The sequence below is a fragment of the Vibrio sp. 1159 genome, from assembly GCF_033340395.1.
Classification (GTDB): Bacteria; Pseudomonadota; Gammaproteobacteria; order Enterobacterales; family Vibrionaceae; genus Vibrio; species Vibrio alginolyticus.
This window is the reverse complement of record NZ_JAWOWL010000002.1, coordinates 247,403-268,726: the sequence shown is the minus strand read 5'-3', so window position 1 is coordinate 268,726 and position 21,324 is coordinate 247,403. Positions and strand designations below refer to the sequence as shown.

15 protein-coding genes are annotated in these 21,324 nt (G+C 46.3%); 2 read left to right on the top strand and 13 right to left on the bottom strand.

Annotated features, from left to right (window positions below; all coding sequences use genetic code 11):
* Positions 1 to 397 precede the first annotated feature (397 nt).
* The 9 genes from R7127_RS02930 to R7127_RS02890 form a co-directional block, all read right to left on the bottom strand.
* Positions 398 to 3,499 (bottom strand): efflux RND transporter permease subunit, encoded by a 3,102-nt coding sequence (locus R7127_RS02930; RefSeq protein ID WP_033906311.1) that lies wholly within the window; start codon positions 3,497 to 3,499, stop codon positions 398 to 400.
* On the bottom strand, positions 3,496 to 4,824 hold the full coding sequence (locus R7127_RS02925; protein ID WP_025767987.1) for an efflux RND transporter periplasmic adaptor subunit: 1,329 nt from the start codon (positions 4,822 to 4,824) through the stop codon (positions 3,496 to 3,498). The genes R7127_RS02930 and R7127_RS02925 overlap by 4 nt, the downstream gene beginning before the upstream one ends.
* Positions 4,811 to 5,467, bottom strand: coding sequence for a TetR/AcrR family transcriptional regulator (locus tag R7127_RS02920; protein WP_025767986.1), 657 nt, complete (start codon positions 5,465 to 5,467; stop codon positions 4,811 to 4,813). The genes R7127_RS02925 and R7127_RS02920 overlap by 14 nt, the downstream gene beginning before the upstream one ends.
* A 192-nt stretch (positions 5,468 to 5,659) precedes the next feature.
* Positions 5,660 to 6,319: an HAD family hydrolase gene (locus R7127_RS02915; protein ID WP_017633566.1), complete on the bottom strand. Its 660-nt coding sequence runs from the start codon at positions 6,317 to 6,319 to the stop codon at positions 5,660 to 5,662.
* A gap of 2 nt (positions 6,320 to 6,321) precedes the next feature.
* Positions 6,322 to 7,341, bottom strand: coding sequence for an ABC transporter ATP-binding protein (locus R7127_RS02910; protein WP_005373862.1), 1,020 nt, complete (start codon positions 7,339 to 7,341; stop codon positions 6,322 to 6,324).
* Positions 7,338 to 8,126 (bottom strand): ABC transporter permease, encoded by a 789-nt coding sequence (locus R7127_RS02905; protein WP_033906312.1) that lies wholly within the window; start codon positions 8,124 to 8,126, stop codon positions 7,338 to 7,340. The genes R7127_RS02910 and R7127_RS02905 overlap by 4 nt, the downstream gene beginning before the upstream one ends.
* 2 nt (positions 8,127 to 8,128) lie before the next feature.
* Entirely contained in the window at positions 8,129 to 9,019 is an 891-nt protein-coding gene (locus R7127_RS02900; RefSeq protein WP_033906313.1) for an ABC transporter permease, read from the bottom strand.
* Positions 9,016 to 9,840: an alkaline phosphatase family protein gene (locus R7127_RS02895; protein ID WP_033906314.1), complete on the bottom strand. Its 825-nt coding sequence runs from the start codon at positions 9,838 to 9,840 to the stop codon at positions 9,016 to 9,018. Before R7127_RS02895 ends, R7127_RS02900 begins: the two co-directional genes overlap by 4 nt.
* Positions 9,841 to 9,852: 12 nt before the next feature.
* Positions 9,853 to 10,920 carry an ABC transporter substrate-binding protein gene (locus R7127_RS02890; protein WP_005373851.1) on the bottom strand — a complete coding sequence of 356 codons (1,068 nt, stop codon included), beginning with the start codon at positions 10,918 to 10,920 and terminating at the stop codon, positions 9,853 to 9,855.
* Between the two features lie 210 nt (positions 10,921 to 11,130).
* On the opposite strand from R7127_RS02890, the gene R7127_RS02885 reads away from it, so the two are divergent.
* Positions 11,131 to 11,859: a UTRA domain-containing protein gene (locus R7127_RS02885; protein WP_033906315.1), complete on the top strand. Its 729-nt coding sequence runs from the start codon at positions 11,131 to 11,133 to the stop codon at positions 11,857 to 11,859.
* Between the two features lie 62 nt (positions 11,860 to 11,921).
* Here R7127_RS02885 and R7127_RS02880 read toward each other — a convergent pair whose 3' ends face one another.
* Positions 11,922 to 13,508 (bottom strand): BCCT family transporter, encoded by a 1,587-nt coding sequence (locus R7127_RS02880; RefSeq protein WP_005373846.1) that lies wholly within the window; start codon positions 13,506 to 13,508, stop codon positions 11,922 to 11,924.
* A gap of 303 nt (positions 13,509 to 13,811) precedes the next feature.
* On the opposite strand from R7127_RS02880, the gene R7127_RS02875 reads away from it, so the two are divergent.
* The gene (locus R7127_RS02875) at positions 13,812 to 16,220 is read left to right on the top strand and encodes a beta-mannosidase (RefSeq protein ID WP_033906316.1); all 2,409 of its coding nucleotides are present in this window, start codon (positions 13,812 to 13,814) and stop codon (positions 16,218 to 16,220) included.
* A gap of 101 nt (positions 16,221 to 16,321) precedes the next feature.
* Here the strand turns inward: R7127_RS02875 and R7127_RS02870 are convergent, their stop codons facing one another.
* From R7127_RS02870 to R7127_RS02860, 3 genes are all read right to left on the bottom strand, one after another.
* Positions 16,322 to 16,576, bottom strand: a complete 255-nt coding sequence (locus tag R7127_RS02870) for a hypothetical protein (RefSeq protein ID WP_005387084.1) — start codon at positions 16,574 to 16,576, stop codon at positions 16,322 to 16,324.
* Between the two features lie 184 nt (positions 16,577 to 16,760).
* A complete protein-coding gene (locus R7127_RS02865) occupies positions 16,761 to 18,263 on the bottom strand; it encodes an efflux transporter outer membrane subunit (protein ID WP_033906317.1) in 1,503 nt (500 codons plus the stop codon).
* A complete protein-coding gene (locus R7127_RS02860; protein ID WP_318141780.1) occupies positions 18,260 to 21,322 on the bottom strand; it encodes an efflux RND transporter permease subunit in 3,063 nt (1,020 codons plus the stop codon). The genes R7127_RS02865 and R7127_RS02860 overlap by 4 nt, the downstream gene beginning before the upstream one ends.
* Positions 21,323 to 21,324 lie beyond the last annotated feature (2 nt).

Genomic DNA, 21,324 nt, shown 5'->3' with positions numbered 1-21,324 from the left:
CCATATAAAACTGACAATAGGCTTGGTGAGAGGCTTACCACCAGCGCGACCAACGAGGCTAAAGTTAACATTGTTGTAATGATTGTTAAAATGTTAATTCTTCAATCAATGTTTTCATTATCGTGAGTTTAAATTGTGAATGTGTTGCCTGCGTGTATTTTTACTCTGTGAAATGCCGTTTTTGACAATAAAACATATTATAAATCTTGTGTTGGTTATTTGATTTGGTTATATAAAGCTCAACATACTTAATCCTTAACTGTTCATATTTACACTTAATGAGACACAATAACCCTCTGTTTGTTAAGTGATTGTGTGTTTTTTAACGCATTGGTATTGAACAAAAAGCGACCTAAGCCGTTCTTGTTCATTTTGATAAGTTTACTTATCAGTCGTTTTAGATTTCTTCGTGCTTATGGACTAGGCCGAAGTCAGCTAAAATGGCATACGCAGCAGGGATCATAAACAACACCAGCAGAGTGGATGCGAAAATACCAAACACGATGGAGATAACCAGTGGTTGGATAACCTGTGCTTGCAAACTGGTTTCAGTCAGTAACGGAAGCAAACCTGCTGCAGTGGTCATTGATGTTAGGAATACTGCTCTAAAGCGTTCCCGACTGGCTTTGACTACTGAGTCATGTACATTATCCCCTTCATCCACATGATGGCGTATGTACTGAACTAACAGAATCGAGTCATTCACCACAATCCCTGCTAATGAGACGAAGCCCATCATACTTGGCATACTTAATGAGTGACCGAGTAGGATGTGTCCCCATACCACGCCAATAAAGGCGAGGGGAATCGCAAGCATGACGACGAATGGTTCCAAATAACTGCGGAATTGGTAACTCAGAATCGCAAACACGCCAAATAAACCAAGCAAGAAGCCTTTACCCATTGATGAGCCAGTTTCAGCGGTATCTTTGGCTTCACCTTCAAAATCAAAGCGAAGACCAGGATACTTTTGCATAAGCTTTGGCGCCTCATCCTGTTGGAACTGACGAATAATGGCGGTTGAGTTGGCTTTCGTATTGTCGATATCGCCGAATACGCTCACAGTCCTCAAGCCATCAATGCGCTGGATTCTTACGTAATTACGTTGGAAATCCAAAGTCGCAATGGTTGCGAGGGGGATTTGACTGCCATCGGACAAGATAATCGGAAAGTTTGCCAATTGCTGTAAGTCACCGGCTTGTGCTTTATCGAGGCGAACTTCGATGGAAATGTTTTCTACCCCAACTTGGATCTCGTCTGCGGTTTGGCCAAAGAAAGCTGCACGCAATTGATTGGCGATGAGTTGGCCGTTAATCCCGTAAGCTTCTGCGCCCGGACGCAGTTTTACCAAGACTTCTTCTTTACCCATACGCATGTCATCCAACACGCCATGGACACCGTCAAACTCATTTAAGTACTGTTGAATGTCGATAGAGGCGGCTTTGAGCGCATCCAGTTCATCATGCTTCGCTCGAATTTCAATCGCTCGTCCACCCGGCCCCATGGTCGGTTGTTTAAATACCAGTGAGATAGGATCCGCAAGTTCACCAATGTCTTCACGCCATGCGTCGATAAATTCATCGATGAGTGTGTTACGACTCTCGGCGCCCAGCAAATCCAGACGTACCGTGGCAATGTGAGGGCCAGATTCATTCGCGTCGGCGTTAGCGTTGAATTGACTGGTGATGTGTAGAACCAATGGATTGCCGTCTTCCACTTTCTCTGTCCATTCTTTATCTAGCTTTTGAGCGGAAGCGACGATCTTATCGACGACAGCTTCCGTTTGAGACAGAGAAGAACCCGGAGGAAGAATAATGCGCGCTTCTGCAATGTCGCCATCCAACTCAGGGAAGGGTTGGAACTTGAGTAAACCACCTACTAACGTGGCAGCGGAGATAAGAAGTAATGCAACTACGCCACCCATAAAGGCATAGCGATACTCGACCACTTTATCCACTGCGTTGACCAAGGTGGTGTTACGGAAGTTTTCAAAAGAAGCGAGCAGCTTTTGTTTAAACTTCGGTGTCTTTCGCTCTTGCTTTTGTTTATGTAGCGAATGAGAAAGGTGGTTAGGTAGGATCAAGAAGGCTTCCACCAAACTCAAACTCAAAACGAGGATCAGAACTTGAGGAACTGCTTTAAGTACCGCACCCATTTCACCTTGCAGGAATAACAAGCTACCAAAAATACACACCGTAGTTAGGAAGGAAGAAATTACCCCTGGCAGTACCTTTTTCACTCCTTTGATAACGGCATCATCGATCTCTTCTCCTCGGTCGAGGTGAGCGGCAATCGATTCGGCAATAACGATGGCATCATCCATCATGATACCGATGGCCATGAGTAACCCGACCAAAGACATGATGTTGATGGACAGGCCAAGTTGCGCCATCAAAAATAACCCACCTAAGAAGGCAACGGGTAAACCAGCTGCGACCCAAAAGGAATAGCGAAAACTAAAGAACAACCACATGGTGGCGAAGACCAGAATGATACCTTGCCAACCGTTTTTGACCATCATGGTCAGGCGATCCCAAAGCACGGATGAAAGGTCATTGGTCATTTGTAGCATCACACCGTCTGGCGCGATAGCTTGTTGTTCTTCGACAAATTGAGCAACCCGTTCCTTGATACGCAGTGCGTCATCTTCTTTGTTTTTGCTGACTTTTAGTAGGGCAGAAGGGTGACCATCGAAGAGGACTTTCTGTTCGTCCAATTCAAACCGGTCGGTAATCGTCGCAATATCTCTTAGACGGATGATTGAGCCATTTGTACCAGAGCCCACGACGATAGTCTCAAGCTCTTCCGGCGTCACGCGTCGTTCGTCAAAGCGGATCAGAAAGTTCTTATCTGGCGTTTCGACATTACCACTTGGCAACTTGACGTTTTGACGACCAATCTGGTCCGCAATATCACCAACACTCAAACCAAGTTGTCGGATAGCTTGAGTGTCTAACTCTACTCGGTATTGGTGGTCAGAGAAGCCAGCAACTTCAACCAAAGAGACATCGTAATCGATTTTTAACGTGCGTTTAAGCTGTTCGGCATACGCTTTTAGCTCTGGCCATGTGGTATCTGCGGTGATCGCGACATCCACAACTGGCTCGTTCCAATCGAGCTCTTGGACCACAGGAGATTCAATCTCTTGTGGGAAGTCGTTTATCGAGTTGATCTGGGTTTGAACATCAACCAACATGCGCCCAATGTCGGCTTCTTCATTCAGTTTTAAGATAAGACGCGCAGAACCCTCAATCGCTTCACACTGAGTTTCTTTAATGTTGGCAAGGCCATCGACAGCATCTTCCATTCGGATACAGATGCTCTCTTCTACCTCTTGAGGGGAAGCGCCGGGGTAAACCACACCAGCTAGGATGTAGGGCGGATCAAACTCAGGAAAAGTTTCACGCTTAATCGTGGAAAGTGAAGAAATCCCCAATATCAGCAGCGTTAGCATCAGCAAGTTGGCTGCTGTTGGATGCTTGGCGAAGAATCGGATCATGAATCAGACTCCTCAATAGCCGTTTCTGACTGTTCAGGTGACTCTTTCAATAGCATGCCGTTAATCGCAGGCAGCAAATCGTTGATGATCAGCTTCTGACCTTGCTCTAGTTCACCATCGATCACCACTTGGTTATTGCGACGATATAACACTTCAACCGTGACGACTTGCAGACGATTGTCATCGCCCATCAGGTAAATCTTATTGCCATGAAGCGCACGCTCTGGGATGACCCAACTCGGGTTCTCTTGTCCCTCAATCAAGGCACGCACAAACATGCCGTTCACCAATGGAGGCGCAGACGTTGGGTTTAATGCACGGTAGTCTTGTTCAATTTCCAGAATCACACCGGCAGTCGCTTGGCTTGGATCAACCGTTTCACTGATGCGTGCAACTTTCGCAGGCCAGCTTGCAGAGAGGTTACCGCTGCTGAGTTCAATGTTGGCATGAATCGCATTCATATCAGGTTGTGGAATACCAGATTCATCACGGACAAACTCACCGATGCTCGCCGCCAAAGTTTGCATGTCATGAATGGATAGTTGAGCTTCCACTTCCATGACATCAATACCATGTCCTGTCACCATGGTTTGTTGGAGGTTAACCACTTGCTTTTTCTCAATTTCTACGTCAGCAATACGCAAATCGTAAGGAAGCGTGATGATGGTTTTATCAAGCGAGCGTTCGGCCTCATCCACTTTTGATGCATTAACTTTAACTAGGGCTTCCGCGACTCGTTTCTCATCCGGCATCAAACCAATTTGATTTTCAATATCCAGTACTAACTTACGTTGAGAGAGCGCGCTTTGCTCTTGCTGATCTACATCCGATTGCGAGGTTAAGCCTTTCTTACGTAGGTTTTGTTTACGGTCTAACTCTTTGTTGGCGATAACCAGACGGTTGGCTTCTATCTTGAGTGTGCTTTTGAGATTCGCTTCTTCTTGGTTCAGCTTAGCCAGAGAGGTTTGAGCAGATTTGAGATCGGCTTGAGCTTGAACCAGTTTCAACTCGTAATCGAGTGGGTCGATTCGCAAGATTTCCGTTCCTGCTTGCAGCACTTGTCCTTTTTCCAGTTGCGGATGACGGTAAACCACTTTACCGGTCACTTCGGCTATCGCTTTCCATTCAACTTTCGGTGCGATTTTACCAAAGCCAATAGCAACAGGTGCAATCGCTTTCAGCTCAAGTGGAATCGTCTCGACCAACCGTGCACGATCTCCAGCGGGTTTTACGGGCAAATCTGGTTTGAGGCTAATCGCCAAAAACAGAATGACGACCCCCACCGCAAGAGCAGGAAAGAACAGCAGCTTTTTATTTATCTTCATATTGGTCGCCCGAGTCTAAAAATCCATGTTTCATCAGTTGTATGTTGTGTTCGAATAATCGGTTCAAGAAGGCTTCAGAAAGTTCAATGCCATGAATGGCGAGCAGTGCTGGTGGTGCCATAAAAGGAAACACCATCAAGCTGATGTAAGAGACGCGACAAAGTTGAGGGTCGGCGTCTTTTCGTAAAACGCCACTGTCAATCAACTTATCAAAGATCACGCCTTGCATTGGCTTGCTGATATCTGCGAAGACTTTTTCGAGCAGTTTGCGTTGGGTTTCCGATGGGGGCATATGCATAACTTGGGCAACTAAGCGTGGGAACTGTGGTACCTTGATCATTTCGCGGTAGTAGGTACGCATTAGATCGAGAAAGTTTTGCTCGTTACTGTTGGATACCAACGTCTGCATCTGCTTTTGCATCGGTGACAGTGTTTCGCGCAACATGGTCTCGAACAGGCCTTCTTTGTTGCCAAAGTAGTAGCGAATCATCGCAACGTTCACGCCTGCTTTCTGCGCGACTAGGCGAGTAGAGACCTTGTCATAAGCCATAATGGTGAAGAGTTCGCGCGCGTGGAAAATCAGTTTTTCCCGTGCGTCGATATTATCTGTGGGTCTTCCCGCCCTTCGATGCGCTTCCGTCACAATCTTCTCTCAAAATATTAAACATTTGATTAATTATAAGACGCTGATTTCTCATGCGACATGTGAAAAATTAATCAGTATTTAATCAAGTGATTAATTTGTGATGAAGAGAAGTAAAAAAGAGCAGAAAGAACTGCTCTTTGAACAAATAGAAAAGTATTTACTTAGGAAGAACGGTCTTGTGAGGCTATATCACCCCCAACTTAACACACTCCAATTCGGTCTGTTGGCGTGTTCTTTTAGTTGTGGGCATGGATTTACCAGATAAGCGTAGTTCGCGTATTCACAAAGCGGTAAATCGTTGATTGAATCGGTATAGAAATGGATTTCGGAATAAGGCTCAGGCTGATTTTCTAGCCACTGTTTTAATCGCGTGACTTTGCCTTCACGATAACTCGGGATACCGTCGATTTCAGCAGTATAACGGTTGTTTTTCTCGATTAAATCAATTCCGAGTGCGGTTGGAATATTAAGACGGCGACCAACGGCTTCCACCAAAAAAGTGACGCTGGCAGAGATGATAACCATATCTATACCATCACGAGACAGTTGCTCAATCAGGGTTTTGGCTTGAGGGAACTGTTTAGGCAAAATATGGCTTTCAACACATTCTTCAACCAAGGCGTTTACTTCTTCAATCGGCATGTTTTCTAGTGGCTTCATGGAGAACGCTAGGTAATCTTCCATGTCCATTTTGCCTTCAGAGTACAAGGCCATTAGACGCTGATCTTCCATAATAAATAAAGGATCAGTCGCGATGCCTTTCTCAACCATAAACTCGTTCCAAATCATTGCGCAGTCAGCGTTTATTAGGGTTTCATCCATATCAAAAACATACAAAGGTTTGGACATGTTTAGGCTCTCACTGGTTGAATTTCGTTTAGGTTAAAGAGTAGTTCTAGTTGGCTGCCATTCGCTAGTAAGCGTTCTGAAGAGCGGTTAAGTAAGTCAACAGTGAGCTCACACTCTTCAACGTTCACTTGATAGCGAATAACATTACCTAGAAGCTGGTGGTTGGTGATCGTACCTACTTGTGGCGCTGAGATGTGGCTATCATATTGACGACCTTGCTCTTTTACATATATAGACTCTGGGCGAATCGCCACTTTCCATTCGGTATCAATGTTGAAGAGTTGCTTGGCTTTATTGGCCTCTACAAGGTTGTAGTGCCCCATGAAACCGGCCACAAACTCGTTAGCAGGATGAGTATAGATTTCTTCAGGTGTTCCTGCTTGAACAATTTCTCCTTTACTCATTAGGAAGATACGATCAGACATAATCATCGCCTCTTCTTGGTCATGAGTTACGAAGATAGTGGTGAGATTCATCTCTTTCTGAATATCTCGGATTTGCTGACGAAGGTGTTTGCGGATTTTGGCATCAAGCGCAGAAAGTGGTTCATCAAGCAATAATATGCGAGGTTTCACCACCAACGCTCGAGCGAGTGCGACACGCTGGCGCTGACCGCCAGAAAGTTGATGCGGATAGTGTTTTTCTTTACCTGCCAGATCCACCAGTTTGATGACTTTAGCCACTTCACGTCGAATATCATCATTCGCAAGCTTTTTCATTTTTAAGCCAAATGCAATGTTGCCTTCGACGGTCATATTGGGAAACAGCGCATACGATTGAAAGACCATCCCAATACCACGCTCTTGCGGGACTTGATGCGTGATATCTTCTCCGTTTACCCAAATCTCGCCTCCATCGACAGGGTTAAGCCCAGCAAGGCTGCGAAGTAGTGTCGATTTACCACAACCGCTAGGGCCTAAAAGCGTAATGAATTCACCTTGCTCGATGTTAAAGTGAATGTCCTCAAATACGGTGTTATCACCAAAACGTTTAGTCAGATTTTTCGCTGTTACGTAGCTCATTGTTTGACTCCTCGGCTGAAACGACTTGCCAACCAAGTCAGTAAAAAAATAAATAGGAAGTAGGTCATCACTAAGGCAGACGTAAAGTGGCCGCTCGTCTGACGCATGTTATACAAGTAGATTTGCAGGGTTTCATAACGTGTGCCGACTAAAATATTGGCGAACACAAACTCTCCCAATAGAAATGAAAATGAAAGGAAAAGCGATGCCATCAGTCCTTTTTTGAGGTTAGGTAAAATGACCATCAAAAACGCTTTGGTTGTGCTTGCCCCTAGCAAGTGTGCAGCGTCCATTAAATCGTTAAGGTTAATTGCTTCGAAGCTATTAGAAATCGCACGATACATGAACGGTAACGCGATGGTGAAGTAAGTACCTACTAGAATCCAAGGAGTACCGATAAGGGAGATTTCACTGTCAGCATAAAGTTGAAGCAAGCCGACGGAGGACACCACTGGTGGTACAGCGAATGGTAGCAAAATCAATACGTTCATGAGCTTATCGAGCTTCGGAAAGTAGTAAAACACCACGAATATCGCTGGCAGAACCAGAATCACACTGAGGGTTAGCGAAGCAATACAAATAAACAGCGAACGCCCAAACGCTTGCAAAAAGCGTGGGTCGGTCAGCAATTTAACGTACCAATCAAAAGTGAAACCATCTGGAAGCACCGTGGCGCCCCAGCGTGATGAAAGCGAATAGACAAAGGTCGCTAAAATCGGGATGAGCATGATCCCAACAATGGAATAAACCACCGTTTTATGGAATCGATTATTAACGTTGTGCATGACTACTTCCTACCTGCATAGCTTTTCGAAATGAGCCATTGGTTAATCACTGTGATAAAGGCAAGTAACGCCATTAGAATCACCGAAATTGCAGCGGCGAGATTAGGTTCAAGGAACAGGTCTCCCGATACCAGACTCGCAATTCGAATTGTGATGACGTTATAGTTACCGGAGGTCAACGCATAAACACTCGCATATGCGCCAATTGCGTTGGCTATTAAGATAATAAAGGTACCGAATAAGGCTGGTGAGAGCACTGGCAGAGCGATTTTCGCCCAATACTGTGATGTTTTGGCTCCCAGTAGCGCAGCAGCTGCTTGCCAATCATCACTCAACGCATCGAACGCAGGGTAGAGCAACAACACCGCCAGCGGGATTTGGAAGTAGATGTAAATGGCCAGCAGGCCCCATTTACCATAAAGGTCGAAATCACCGAGTAAGCCATACTGCTTGAGCAAAAGGGTAATCGCCCCATTGGTGCCCAAAATAATAATAAAAGCGAATGACAGAGGTACGCCTGCAAAGTTGCTGCTCATGTTCGTAAACGCAATCACACCGTCGCGGACTTTAGAATCGACTCTGCGCAGAGAAGAGACCAACAGAGTCGCAATGGCTAAGCCAAAAATGCTCGACCATATAGCTAACCACAAACTGTTGCCAAACGCCTGCATCATAAAGGCGGAGTCGAGCACTTCAATGTAGTTATCGAAGGCAAACTCGCCATCGTAGATAAAGCTGTTTAACAGCACCCAAATCATCGGTGCGAGTTGAAATAGGTAGAAAAACAGCGCGAAAGGCACCAACCAAATGGCTGGCTTAAAGCGCTTTAACCAAGTACTTGCCAAATTTGAGCGTGATTCGCTGGAGCTTGGGGAGAGGACTGAACTGCTCATAGTGCTAACAATTCCTGAGTGTATGGCTTCGTGTGGTCAAGGTTTAGCAATTGACAAACGGTGCCACAAATATCAGTTTGCTTAACATGACAATCTTGATGGGTAAACTTATCACCAATGACAAACAGGGGAACTTCTCGCTCTTCAGGTAAAATCCCACCATGAGAAAGATCGTTGTTCATGCCATGATCGCTGGTCACAATGATTTGATACCCATCAGCAAGCCATTGATCGATGTAGTTGGAAAGAATAATGTCTGCACCTCGCGCACAATTGCGGTATTGGCGAGAGTCTAGGCCAAACTTATGTCCTGTATCGTCGATATTCATCGGATGGATCAATAAAAAATCAGGTTGATAGTTGCGACGTAAATACTCTGCGTCCAGGAACAAGGCTTCATCAGGATAATGATCCCAATGGTAAAAGCAGCCATGCTGGATATTCAGGGTTTCATCATGCGTGAAACGATCGCGAACAGGTTCAAATGGCGCGCGATTATAAAGCTCACTTACCCAATGGTAGGCAGCCGCAGCGGTCACTTTTCCTTGGGCTTTTGCCAAACTGAAAATGGAATCGTGTTTGGATAGACGAACGATATTGTTGTTTACGATGCCGCTTTCTACAGGGCGAACGCCCGTTAAAATGCACTCATAAAGTGGGCGAGACATAGAGGGCAGCTCACACTGCACAGGATAAAGCGTTGCGCGAGTTTCTTGTTGGGAACGACTTTGTTCTAGAAGACCATTGAGGTAGCCCATGCAATCACGGGCTACCTGATAGTTCAGTCCATCTAGAACAACAAGGATGACCTTATTGCTCATAACGACTTACTCTTATTGCTGGTGGATTAAGACACTTTCTTGCCATTGACGTGGCAGCTTACGTGCGGACTTTTCCCAAGCTGAGAAGTCAGTCACTGGGTGAACATTGCTGTATTGGTCATTAGCAATTAGCTTGTCTTGCACTGCTTGAGGCAGTGTGATGTTGGTGCGGATTGGACGCGCATAACCTTCTGCTAAGTTGATTTGCCCTTGATCGCTGAAGATGTATTCACGAGCAAGCTTTGCTGCATTAGGGTTCTTCGCGTATTTATTGATTATGGTTGTATAACCAGAAATCACAGAGCCATCTTGAGGAATGCTCACTGTAAAGCGGTCGCGGTCAATTTTGTCGCGGTAGTTCAATGCATTGAAGTCCCACATGATCGCCACTTCAACTTCGCCTTTTTCTAGGTTGGCGATGTTCGGATCGGTAAATGAAAGACGACCTTGCTTCGCGAGTTCAGAAAAGAATTTGAGCGCAGGCTTGAGGTTGGATTCGTCCCCACCGTTGGCGAAAGCTGCGGCGAGAACCGCGTTGTTTGCCTGTGCTGCTACGCCTACGTCACCTACGGTCACTTTGTAGTCGCCTTTTAATAGGTCATCCCACGTTTTTGGCGCGTCTTTTACGAGGTTATTGTTGGAGATAAAAGAAATAGTGCCAGTGTAGGCAAGTGCCCAATGACCATCTTCGTCTTTTGCCCAATCTGGGATGTCATTCCAAGTTGTTGGTTTATATGGCTGAGTGACGCCTTTTTTAACCGCTACACGTGCGAAGGCAAAGCCTACGTCACCAATGTCTGCGGTCGCGTTTTTCTTCTCAGCTTCGAATTTTGCGATTTCTTGAGCCGAGCTCATATCCGTGTCTTGGTGCTTAAGGTTGTAATTTGACTTTAAATCAGCCCAAGTGTCTTTCCAGTTTGCCCAACTGTCAGGCATACCCACACTGTAAACCGCCCCTTCTTTTTGTGCTGCTGCTACCAAAGATTCAATATCGGCTTCTTTCGCTACTGTTGGCGTAGCGAGCGTTACCGCAATGATTGCCGCTGGTGCGGTAATTGAACGACTTAGCAAAGTTTTCATTGTCTCCATCCTTCTGGACTAGGTCAGTAAGTTCGCTTTGTATGCTATGGATGGAATGTGACGATTTAGCGCAAGTAATTTGACAGTTTTGCTGATTTTATATGGCACTTATATTTCATACGTTCAGTATGTGTTCTGTTGATTAATGTCATATTTTTGTTACGTAAACGCCTTATGTTATTCGTCAAATTATCGTTGGACTAGATCAGAATGAGAGCGACAGGCACCGGACAATTTGGTACCCAATTAGGAAAAATTAGAAGCAGCTTAAAACAGCAGATTCTTTCCGGCATCATGTCGGAAGGACAAAAACTGCCGTCAGAGAGAGAGCTCAGTGAGCTGTTTTCTACAACTCGAATCACTATCAAAGATGCGTTGGTGTCTTTAGAAACTGAAGGTCTTATTTATCGAGAAGAGCGCCGGGGTTGGTATGTATCTCCTGAGCGTATCTGTTACAACCCGTTGTCTCGTTCTCACTTCCATCAGATGATTCGAGAGCAGCATCGTATTGCAGAAACTAAGTTACTCAACGTGCGAAGTGAAATGGCCGCAGGTGAGTATGCCAAATCGTTAGAGGTGGAGCTAATTACCCCAATTTATGTAATTGAACGGTTACGTTTTATTGATGGGCGAGCGGTATTGTTTGTTGAGAACGTGCTCAAAGCGGCACTGTTTGAGGGTATATTGTTTGAGAACCTCACCATGTCCCTGACGGGCATTTATCGTGAGAAGTATGGTTACGAGACAAAGCGCTCTCGTTTTGATGTGATTCCCACGTCAGCTCCTGCTCATGTCGCTAAGGCGTTGAACCTAGTTGAAGGACAACCCGTTCTGAAAATTCGGCGGGTAAACTACAAACAAGATGGGCATTTAATGGACTGCGAATTCGAGTATTGGCGTCCAGACGCAGTGATGATTCGCATTGATAGCGTAGGATAAAGCGCAGAATTAAAAAGAGCCCAATGAAGGGCTCTTTTTCGCATATTGGTTAGAGAGGCGGTTTAAACGAGGCCTTGCTCTTTCGCCATTCTGCTTGCAATGCCGGGTGCTTTCCAAATGCTTGGCAGCAAAATGAAAGACACAGGTACGGCGGTAATCACAATGAAAGACTGCAATGCAGAAATACCACCAGAGCCCATTGAGATAAGCGCAATAGCGACAATACCCATAATCAGCCCCCAGAACGAGCGAATCACTGCGTTTGGTTCTGTTGAGCCCGTCATCACTACACTTATTGTGTAAGTCATCGAGTCACCCGTCGTCACGATAAATGTTGTCGTTAAGATCAGGAAAAGAACCGAAATGATCATTGGGTAAGGTAATTCACCAGTAATCGCTAGCAGTGCTGCAGGCAAGTTAAAGCCTTCAAACGCAGATGAAATCAAACCAGGGTTATCAAGTTCAAACGCAAGGCCACTGCCACCAACGATACTAAACCAGAAGCAAGTAATCAGCGGTGCCGCGATGCTAATAGACATGATTAATTGGCGAATTGTACGACCACGAGAGATACGAGCAATAAAGATCGCCATCATTGGGCCATAACCGATAAACCAACCCCAGAAGAATACTGTCCACCAACTTAGCCAGCCTGTATCACCACGGTAAAGTGCCATAGGGAAGAAGTTATCCACCATACGACCAACGCCTTGCACGTAGCCATCAACGATAAAGCTTGTCGGCCCGAAGAACAGGATGTAACCAATTAATAGTACAGACAAAATGATGTTGTAACGACTGACGATTTGAATACCCTTGCTCAATCCGCTCAGTGCGGAAAGGGTATACATCAGGATCGCCGCCATAATAACCATACTTTGCGTTACGAACGTATCTGGCAGGCCAAACAATGAGTTTAGCGCGTAGCTAATTTGTAAACCTAAGAAGCCGATAGGACCGATGGTTCCTGCTGCTACTGCAATGATGCTACATGCGTCAGCAACATCACCAATCCAGCCTTTAATGGCTTTATCACCAAACACAGGGTAAAGCAGAGTACGCGGCTTAAGAGGCAGGCCTTTATCGTAATGCAAGTGCATTAAGACAATGGAAGATAGACCACCAAGGATCGCCCAAGCTAAGAAGCCCCAGTGCATAAAAGACTGAGATAGGGCATTGATTGCGGCAGTTTTCGGTGAGGCTTCCCCGTATAGAGGCGGAGCAGTCACAAAGTGCGCGATAGGCTCAGCTGCGGCCCAGAACACACCACCACCTGCAAGTAGAGTACAGAGTACGATTGACAACCACTTAAAGTTATCAATATCAGGTTTCGCTAGACCACCTAGGCGCACATAACCAGTGCGACCAAACGCAAGAGCCAAACCAATTAGGAAATTCAGAAGAAGCAGTACTTGCCAGTAAGCTCCGAAATATTTAGTAGCAAAGCCGAAGCCGGTGTTAACCATTGCGGTTAGAGAGTCGGTATTCGTTAGAGCAAGTAAAACGAATAGAGTGAGGAAGCTACCACTTAACCAAAAGACAGGATTGGTGAGTTCGAGGCGCTTGAGTAAAGATGGGGGATGAATAGCAGAATAGTCAGCATCCTGAATAGGCGCTGTGTGGGAGGCGGCATTCGTCATATTTGACATAATTACTTCGCTTTTTAGGGCTATGAAGCCGTGCATTTCCCCTCACATCGTTTCGACGAAAAGTGTGAGGATGTTCAAAAAGCCGATGATGTTAACATGTCGAAGTTGCAAATATAACCTTAGATTTCGATTAATTTTTAACAGGTTAGCCAAGTTGCTGATTTTTGGGTAGAGATCAAAAGAAAGAGTTTTTACGTGAAATGCACCGCATTTCGTATGTAATTAACATTTCCCTTGTTTTTGCATGGGATTATCAGGATTACATTGAGAAAACATGTTTTTCCCAAGCTAAGGTTTAACTCGATGGCTCACTTCGAACTTAACGGGCAGTGGATGCTTACCTCGCCACAGCGCCCCAATCTTGAAATTCCAATGTTTATTCCGGGCGATAATGTGTCGGCGCTTTTACAAGCAGAGCAGATTCCAGATCCTTATTTTGCCGATAATGAAAACAAAGTTCGATGGATTGAAGAGTGTGAGTGGCATATCTCACGTGAGTTTGACGTCGACGCGTTTACGTTGTCTGCCAAGCAAATTTGGATGACGCTAACTCGTGTCGATACATTGGCAACCTTCTATGTTAATGGTGAGCTAGCACTAACTTGCAGCAACATGTTTACCCAGCAACGTGTGGATATTAAACCGCATTTAAAGCAAGGTACTAACACGATTCGGGTTGAGTTTGCTCGGGCGGATTTAGAAGGTATCGCAAGAGCAAAAAAACTGCCATTTCCTATTCCATCGGCAATGGGCAACAACCAAATTCCACACATGAACTTGATCCGCAAAACACAATGCCATTCCGGATGGGACTGGGGCATTTGCTTGATGGTATCGGGTATTTACGACCCCATTCAAATCGACATTGTGAATGAGCTTTGGCTCAAAGGCTTCTCGACAGAGCAGCAATGGCAAGCCGATGGGAGTGTGTTTCTTGATGTAGTAGTTGAAGTGGAAACGGACAGTCAACGCCATGAAATGATGGTTGAATTTAATGGTGGGCGTCAATGTATTCAAACAAAAGGAAGTGGTCACTATCATTGCCAGTTCCACATTTTGGAGCCTCAACGCTGGTGGCCATCGGGTTATGGCGAAGCGTATCTCTATCCCATTACCATTTCTTGCAGAGAGCAAAAGTTAACGCACAACATTGGTTTGCGTCAGTTAACCCTAAATAACCAAGCTGATGAGCACGGCTCTGCAATGGAATTTATCGTCAATGGCGTACCGATTAATGCTAAAGGTGCCAACTGGATCCCTATTGACGCAATGCCGGGGCGAGAGTACGAAACACGTTATCGCAACCTTTTGCAAAGTGCGGTTGACGCCAACATGAACATGATTCGCGTATGGGGCGGTGGTCAGTACGAGAGTGAAACCTTTTATAACCTTTGTGATGAACTTGGTTTGTTGGTGTGGCAAGACATGATGTTCGCCTGCTCGTTGTACCCATCAAACGACGAGTTTTTAAAAGACGTAGAAGAAGAACTTAGATTCCAAATCCCGAGGCTTAAGAAGCACCCATCAATCGCACTTTGGTGTGGTGACAATGAAGTGATTGGAGCTATTGGTTGGTATGACGAATCTAAGCGCAGCAAAGTCAAATACACGGTTAACTACGATCGCCTCAACCGCATGATTGAGAAGGAGATTACCGAGCAAGATAGCACTCGCCGTTTCTGGCCAAGTTCCTCATGTAATGGTGAACTGGATTTCGGTGATGCGTGGCATGATGATAGTAAAGGCGATATGCACTTTTGGGACGTTTGGCATTCAGGAAAATCATTCAGTGCTTACGTTGACGTGAATCCTCGTTTTTGCTCTGAGTTTGGTTTTCAATCTTGGCCATCTTTTGCTGAAGTTAAGCGGTTTGTCCCTGAGCAAGACTGGAATATTACATCCCCAACTTTCGAACAACATCAGAAGAACCCTCGAGGTCATAGTATTATTACAGAGATGTTCACGCGCTATTTTCGTTTTCCCTCTGGATTCGAGAGCATGCTGTATTTAAGTCAAGTTCAGCAGGCAATCGCGATCAAAACTGCATGCGATCATTGGCGTGCCATTTCTCCAGTTTGTCGCGGCATGCTGTACTGGCAACTCAACGACAATTGGCCTGTCAGTTCTTGGTCTAGTTTGGAATACAGTGGTCGATGGAAGCAGTTGCACTACCATGCGAAGCGATTTTTTGCGCCACAGTATTTGGTATTTTCCGAGCATACAGGCAAGTTGAGCCTACATTTGCTCAATGATGCCAAAGAGTCCGCAAGCGTCAACGCACTGCTTAAGTGGGTAGATTGGCAAGGGGAAGAAAAGCAATGTTGGAGCTTAGAACAAACAGTCATAGCAGACAGCAATACGATTTTGTGGCAATTGGATGAATCGATCGAGAAGGACGAACTTACGTCAGGCTTCTTCTATGTTGAAGCGCAAATCGGTGAAGACAGAATAAGCAACACATGGTTTAGTACTCACGAGCTAAAAACCTTGCCGATAGCGAAAGCCAATATAGGTGTCTCTATTGAAGGGAGGAAAATTACATTGATTGCGGATAAGCCTGCGTTTTTTGTTCATTTGGAGAGTGATGCTGATGGAAGGTTCAGTGACTCTAGTTTTACTCTGTTGGCCAAGGTTCCAATGACGGTTGAGTATTTAGGTGATGATGTTTCAGGTATGCAGCAGTCGTTGAGGGTATGCCACCTTAATGATTAAAGCGGGCATAGAACATCTACATGCTGATAACTAAAAAGGGAGCGTTTGCTCCCTTTTTAGTTACCAAGTATCCGTTATTAAGCTCAGGTTGAGACAGAAGTTTATTTAAGTTTCTGATGGACCCGATAGCTAACGACAAAGCCAATGTAGAATAGTGCAGCAAGAGTAATCACTGCCGTCGCGTACGCCAGCAGGCTGTTTAACCCTAAACCAAAAGCCAAAGTGAAGGCGATACCATGAATGGCTTCCGCAGGGATTCGGTACCAAGCAGCGTGGACGGAAGATCCGAAGAGGATAAAGGTACTAAGTAAGACAATCGTGCCGCCTATAAAGCCGACCCATCTGCTGTTGTTCATGTTGCAGTCTCAGGGGTTACCGAGGTAACGTAACAAAATATTTCAGAGTCGTATTATACAACCGAGAGAGGGTATGGGTGGTAGAAATATTTGCCTCACAAACTAAGAGGCCATCTAAGTGGCCTCTTTTTAACCGATTTAACGGCATCCGTTATGACGCAAAGGTGTGAGGCTTGTAAGAAACCTAACCTTTGGCATTCGTTTGGGGTTGTGCTTTTGGTCGTATCGTCCAATCACCACCAAGCGATTTGTAGAGCGTAATCGTAGCTTGTGCGGTTTGTAACTTTGCCGCGACTTGCTGATCTTGCATCATGCGTTGCTGACGTTGCGCATCTAAAACCGATAAGTGATCAATCAAGCCAGCGCGGTACAGTGACTTGGCTTTGTTGACGGCGTTATTGGTGGCTTTCAATGCATCATCGATTCGGCGCTGACTTTCTTGGCTGCGACCATAAGCAAACAGTGTGGATTCGGTTTCTGCTAAAGCCGCCTCGACCGTATGTTGATAAGACAATGTCGCCGAATCAAAACGCGCTTGGTTGATGGCTTCAATCGCTTCGCCACGCCCCCCATCGAACAAGTTCCAGCTTACGCCAGCCGCACCCATCCAACCGAAAGAATCGCTACTGAAGAGATCGTCAAAGCTTGACGCCGACAACCCCGGAGCGCCCGTCAAAAAGAACTTCGGATATTGATCAGCAACGCTTGCTGCTAACTCTTCATTGAGCGCGGCCATTTCACGCTCGGCTAAGCGAATATCGGTACGACGTTTCAATAGATCGGAAGGTAAACCGACCGGCACCATGTCCTGCATGACAGGTACACTATGCTGCTTAGATAGGCGGATTTCGACTTGTGTTAGCGGCTCACCAAGCAATACTGCTAAACGATGTTTGTGCGCTTGTTGGGCAATCTCTAACTGCGGAACGAGCGATTCCATTGCCGCAAGTGTGGCCTTCGTTTGGGCTAAATCGAGATCAGAACCGTAGCCGCTGCGCACGACTTTTTCGACGAGATCAAGTGTACGTCGTTGATCTTCTAAGTTCGACTTTGCCAACTCAAGGCGTTCGCTTGCGCCTTGGTATTGCAAGTAGTTATGAATCAAATCCGCCGTGATCACCGTGTTCAAGCCGTTTTGATAAATTTGAGCTTGTTCGAGATGAATTTGTGCCGCGTTTGCTTGGCGGTCGATACGCCCAAACAGATCAGCCTCCCAAGCCATACTCGCGCCTGCAAATACGCCATCGTGCTGATTATCCATTAGGGTGACGTTACCAATTTGAGGTGGCAGACCCGGCATGGAATCACTGAGTGGATTCAATATCGGACCGAGTGAAGAGTCATTTTTGCTGAACTGATAGTTCATGTAAACCGCACTAAGATTAATTGTCGGTACCTTGAATGACTCCACCATGGTTTTATAGTTGTTGGCCATTTTCACCCGCTCGGCCGCCACTTTCAGCGGAATGTTTTGGTTCTGCATGTCTTGAACCATTTGATTCAACACCGGATCGTGAAACTTAGTCCACCAAAACTCAACGTGTTGTAAATCGGTACTCAACCCTGCATTTTCGGCGTTCAAGTAGGTTTCTGCCATACTGGTGGTCGGTGCTTGGTAGTCTGGTCCCACCGCACAGCCCGCTAAACTTAGGGCTAGAACGACAGGCGTTAGAATGAATTTTTTCACGATGACGCCTCCTCTAGCTCAGCGTTGGTTTGTGTGGATGGTACTTTTTCTTTGTAAGCAAGGCGATACAGTGCAGGCATGACAAACAGTGACAATATGGTTGCGGCTGCCAAGCCTCCGATGATGGTTGCCGCCATTTGGTCAAACAGCAGGTCTGACAGCAGCGGGATCATGCCGAGCGCGGTCGTTAACGCACCCATAGAAATGGCCATAGTACGGTTGATCGTGGCTTCTTTGATCGCGTCAGACAAGCTCTTGCCATTTGTGCGTTCGAGCTCAATTTGATCCATTAGTACGATGCCATTTTTGATGATCATCCCGGTCAGTGTAATAGCTCCGATTAGCGCCATAAAGCCAAATGGTTTATCGAATCCAAGCAGAGCAAACACCGCCCCTGATGCTGCCAGTGGTAGCGTTGCGAGGATGATGATTGGCTGCTTAAAGCCGTTGAACATCGCGACTAAAATGATCACCATGATCAGCATTGCTTTTGGTTGCTGCTTCATGATGTCGGTGACCGCTTTGTCTTCATCGTAATATTCGCCGCCCCATTCCATGCTGTAACCCGCCGGAAGTTGGATAGCTTCAACCTGATCTTTAATGGCATTTCTTACGTTCGCTGGTGTGGAGTCTCGGCTCACACCCGCTTGAACCGTGATGGTTTTCACGCGGTCGCGTTGCCAAATCATGTTCTCTTCGGTGACCAGTTCGAATCCATCCACCACTTGACCAAGCGGAACGCTGTTAAAGCCAAGTAGCGAGCGCACAGGTAGCGTTTCTAGTGACGCCATGTTTTGCGATGTGCCACGTAGCTGAATTGGAATCAACTCATCATTCAGGTTCATTTGTCCGAGCGGCATGCCGTCTGATGCGCGTTTTAGCGCGAAAGCGACATCGGCGCGGTTAATGCCTGCTTGACGCATTTTGTCTTGGTTTAGAATCGGCTTGAGCACTTTGCTTTCTTGGCGCCAATCATCGCGAATGTATTTTGCATCAGGGTTTGAAGCAAAAATCGTTTTCGTTTCCGCCGCTAGTTGATGCAATACGGTTTCATCCGGACCAGAAAAACGCACTTCAACCGCGAACTTATCTTTGGTTGCCAGCTTCAGCGCTCGAAAGCGAGGTTCGGCATCAGGAAACGCCTCTTTCAGCCAATCATCCCCACGCGTTACCAAGTGGCTGATGCTCTCGTAGTCTTTGGTGTTGATCAGAATCTGGCCGTAGGCAGGGTCGAGCGGCTCAGGCTCTACCGTTACCGAGAAGCGAGGTGCACTGGTGCCGACGTAGCTAGAGATACTTTCCACTTCTGGTTGTGCGACCAACCATTCTTCAACTTTGCGCATGTCTGCCGAGGTTTGTTCAATCTTGGCACCATTGGGTAGCCAGTAATCGAGAAACACAATTGAGCGATCCGACTGAGGAATAAAGTTCACGGCCACATACGGGATTGCCACGGCGGTGACTAAAATCAACGGAACCAAAGCGGCTAAAGCTTTACGCGGGTTGTCCACCGTCCAGAATACCAACTGTTTATAACGGCTCGGTTTGGTCTCTTCGCTGTTAGCTTTTGGCTTGATGAACATCCACGCCATTAATACTGTAAACGTCATCGCGACGATCCATGAAAGCAACAGTGACGATGCCACAATGTAGAACACAGAGCTCGCAAACTCGGCGGAGTCGGTTTTGGAGAACAACACTGGGCTTGCACCCATAATCGCGATGATAGTTGCGCCTAAAAGTGGCACGGCGGTCTCTTTGACGGAATCAATCGCGGCGCGAGTTCGCTCGATACCTTTGTTGAGCTTGGCGATCATCATATCGGTGATCACAATGGCGTTATCCACCAACATGCCCAGTGCGAGAATAAACGTACCTAGCGAGACACGGTGCAAATCGATGCTGGCGATGTTCATGTATACAAGCGTGAGCAAAATCGTCAGGAGCAAGCTTGCGCCAACGATGGTTGCACTCTTAAAGCCCATGAAAACCAACAACACCACAAAAACAATCGCGACACTTTCAAGCAGGTTGCCAACAAAGTCGTCGATAGACTTTTGTACTTCTTCAGGTTGATAAGCAACGGTCGAGATGTCGACACCCAGCGGCAGCGTTGCCTGGTAGTTAGCGATGATGTCTTGAATCGTATCGCCAAGTGACACCACGTTAATGCCTTGAACTGGGCTCACCGCCAAGGTGACAGCGGGCTCTCCGTTGTAGCGGTTTTCTGCCAATGCTGGTGTTTGATAACCCATGGTGATGTCGGCGATGTCACCAAGACGAATCAACCCCGAGCCAAACTCGCCGGTGCCACCATTGATGATTAAATTGCGAATGTCTTCTAGAGACTGAAACTCACTGGTTTGCGCAATACGAATACGCTCTGTACCTGCATCGAATTTTCCCGCTTCGAACGTGCTGTTTTGTGTGCTCAGTTGGTTCCAAACTTGTGCTATCGACAAACCATATTGAGCCAAGCGCTCGTCTGGCATATCGATATGTACAACGCGAGGTTGAATGCCGTGTAGCTCGATCTTTTTGATGCCGTCGACGGCTTTGATTTGGCGTTGCAGCTCTTTGGCGTAGCGACGCAACTCTTCTGGCGCAGCATCTGTGCTGTGGATAGAGAAAAGCATGCCGTAGACTTCAGAGAACTCGTCTTGCACTACGCTGATCTGTGCACTGGAAGGCAGCTGCAGTTTTACATCGTCCACTTTGCGTCTCAATAAGTCCCATTCCTGCGGAAGTGCTTTGGAATTAAGGCTCTCTTTGAGGTCAACAAAGACCATAGACAAACCTGGGCGAGACAATGAGCGCAAGCGATCCAACTCTGCCATTTCCTGCAATTTGGTTTCCACGGTATCGGTGACTTGGTGCTCGACTTCTTCGGCAGACGCACCCGGATAAAGGGTCACGACTACCGCAGTTTTTACCGTAAAGCTCGGGTCTTCCAACTTGCCTAAGTCGAAGTAAGAATAGATGCCAGCGATCACGCTCAATACGATAAAGAACAGAACGAACTTACGTTGGCGAATCGCGAATTCAGCTAAATTGATCATGG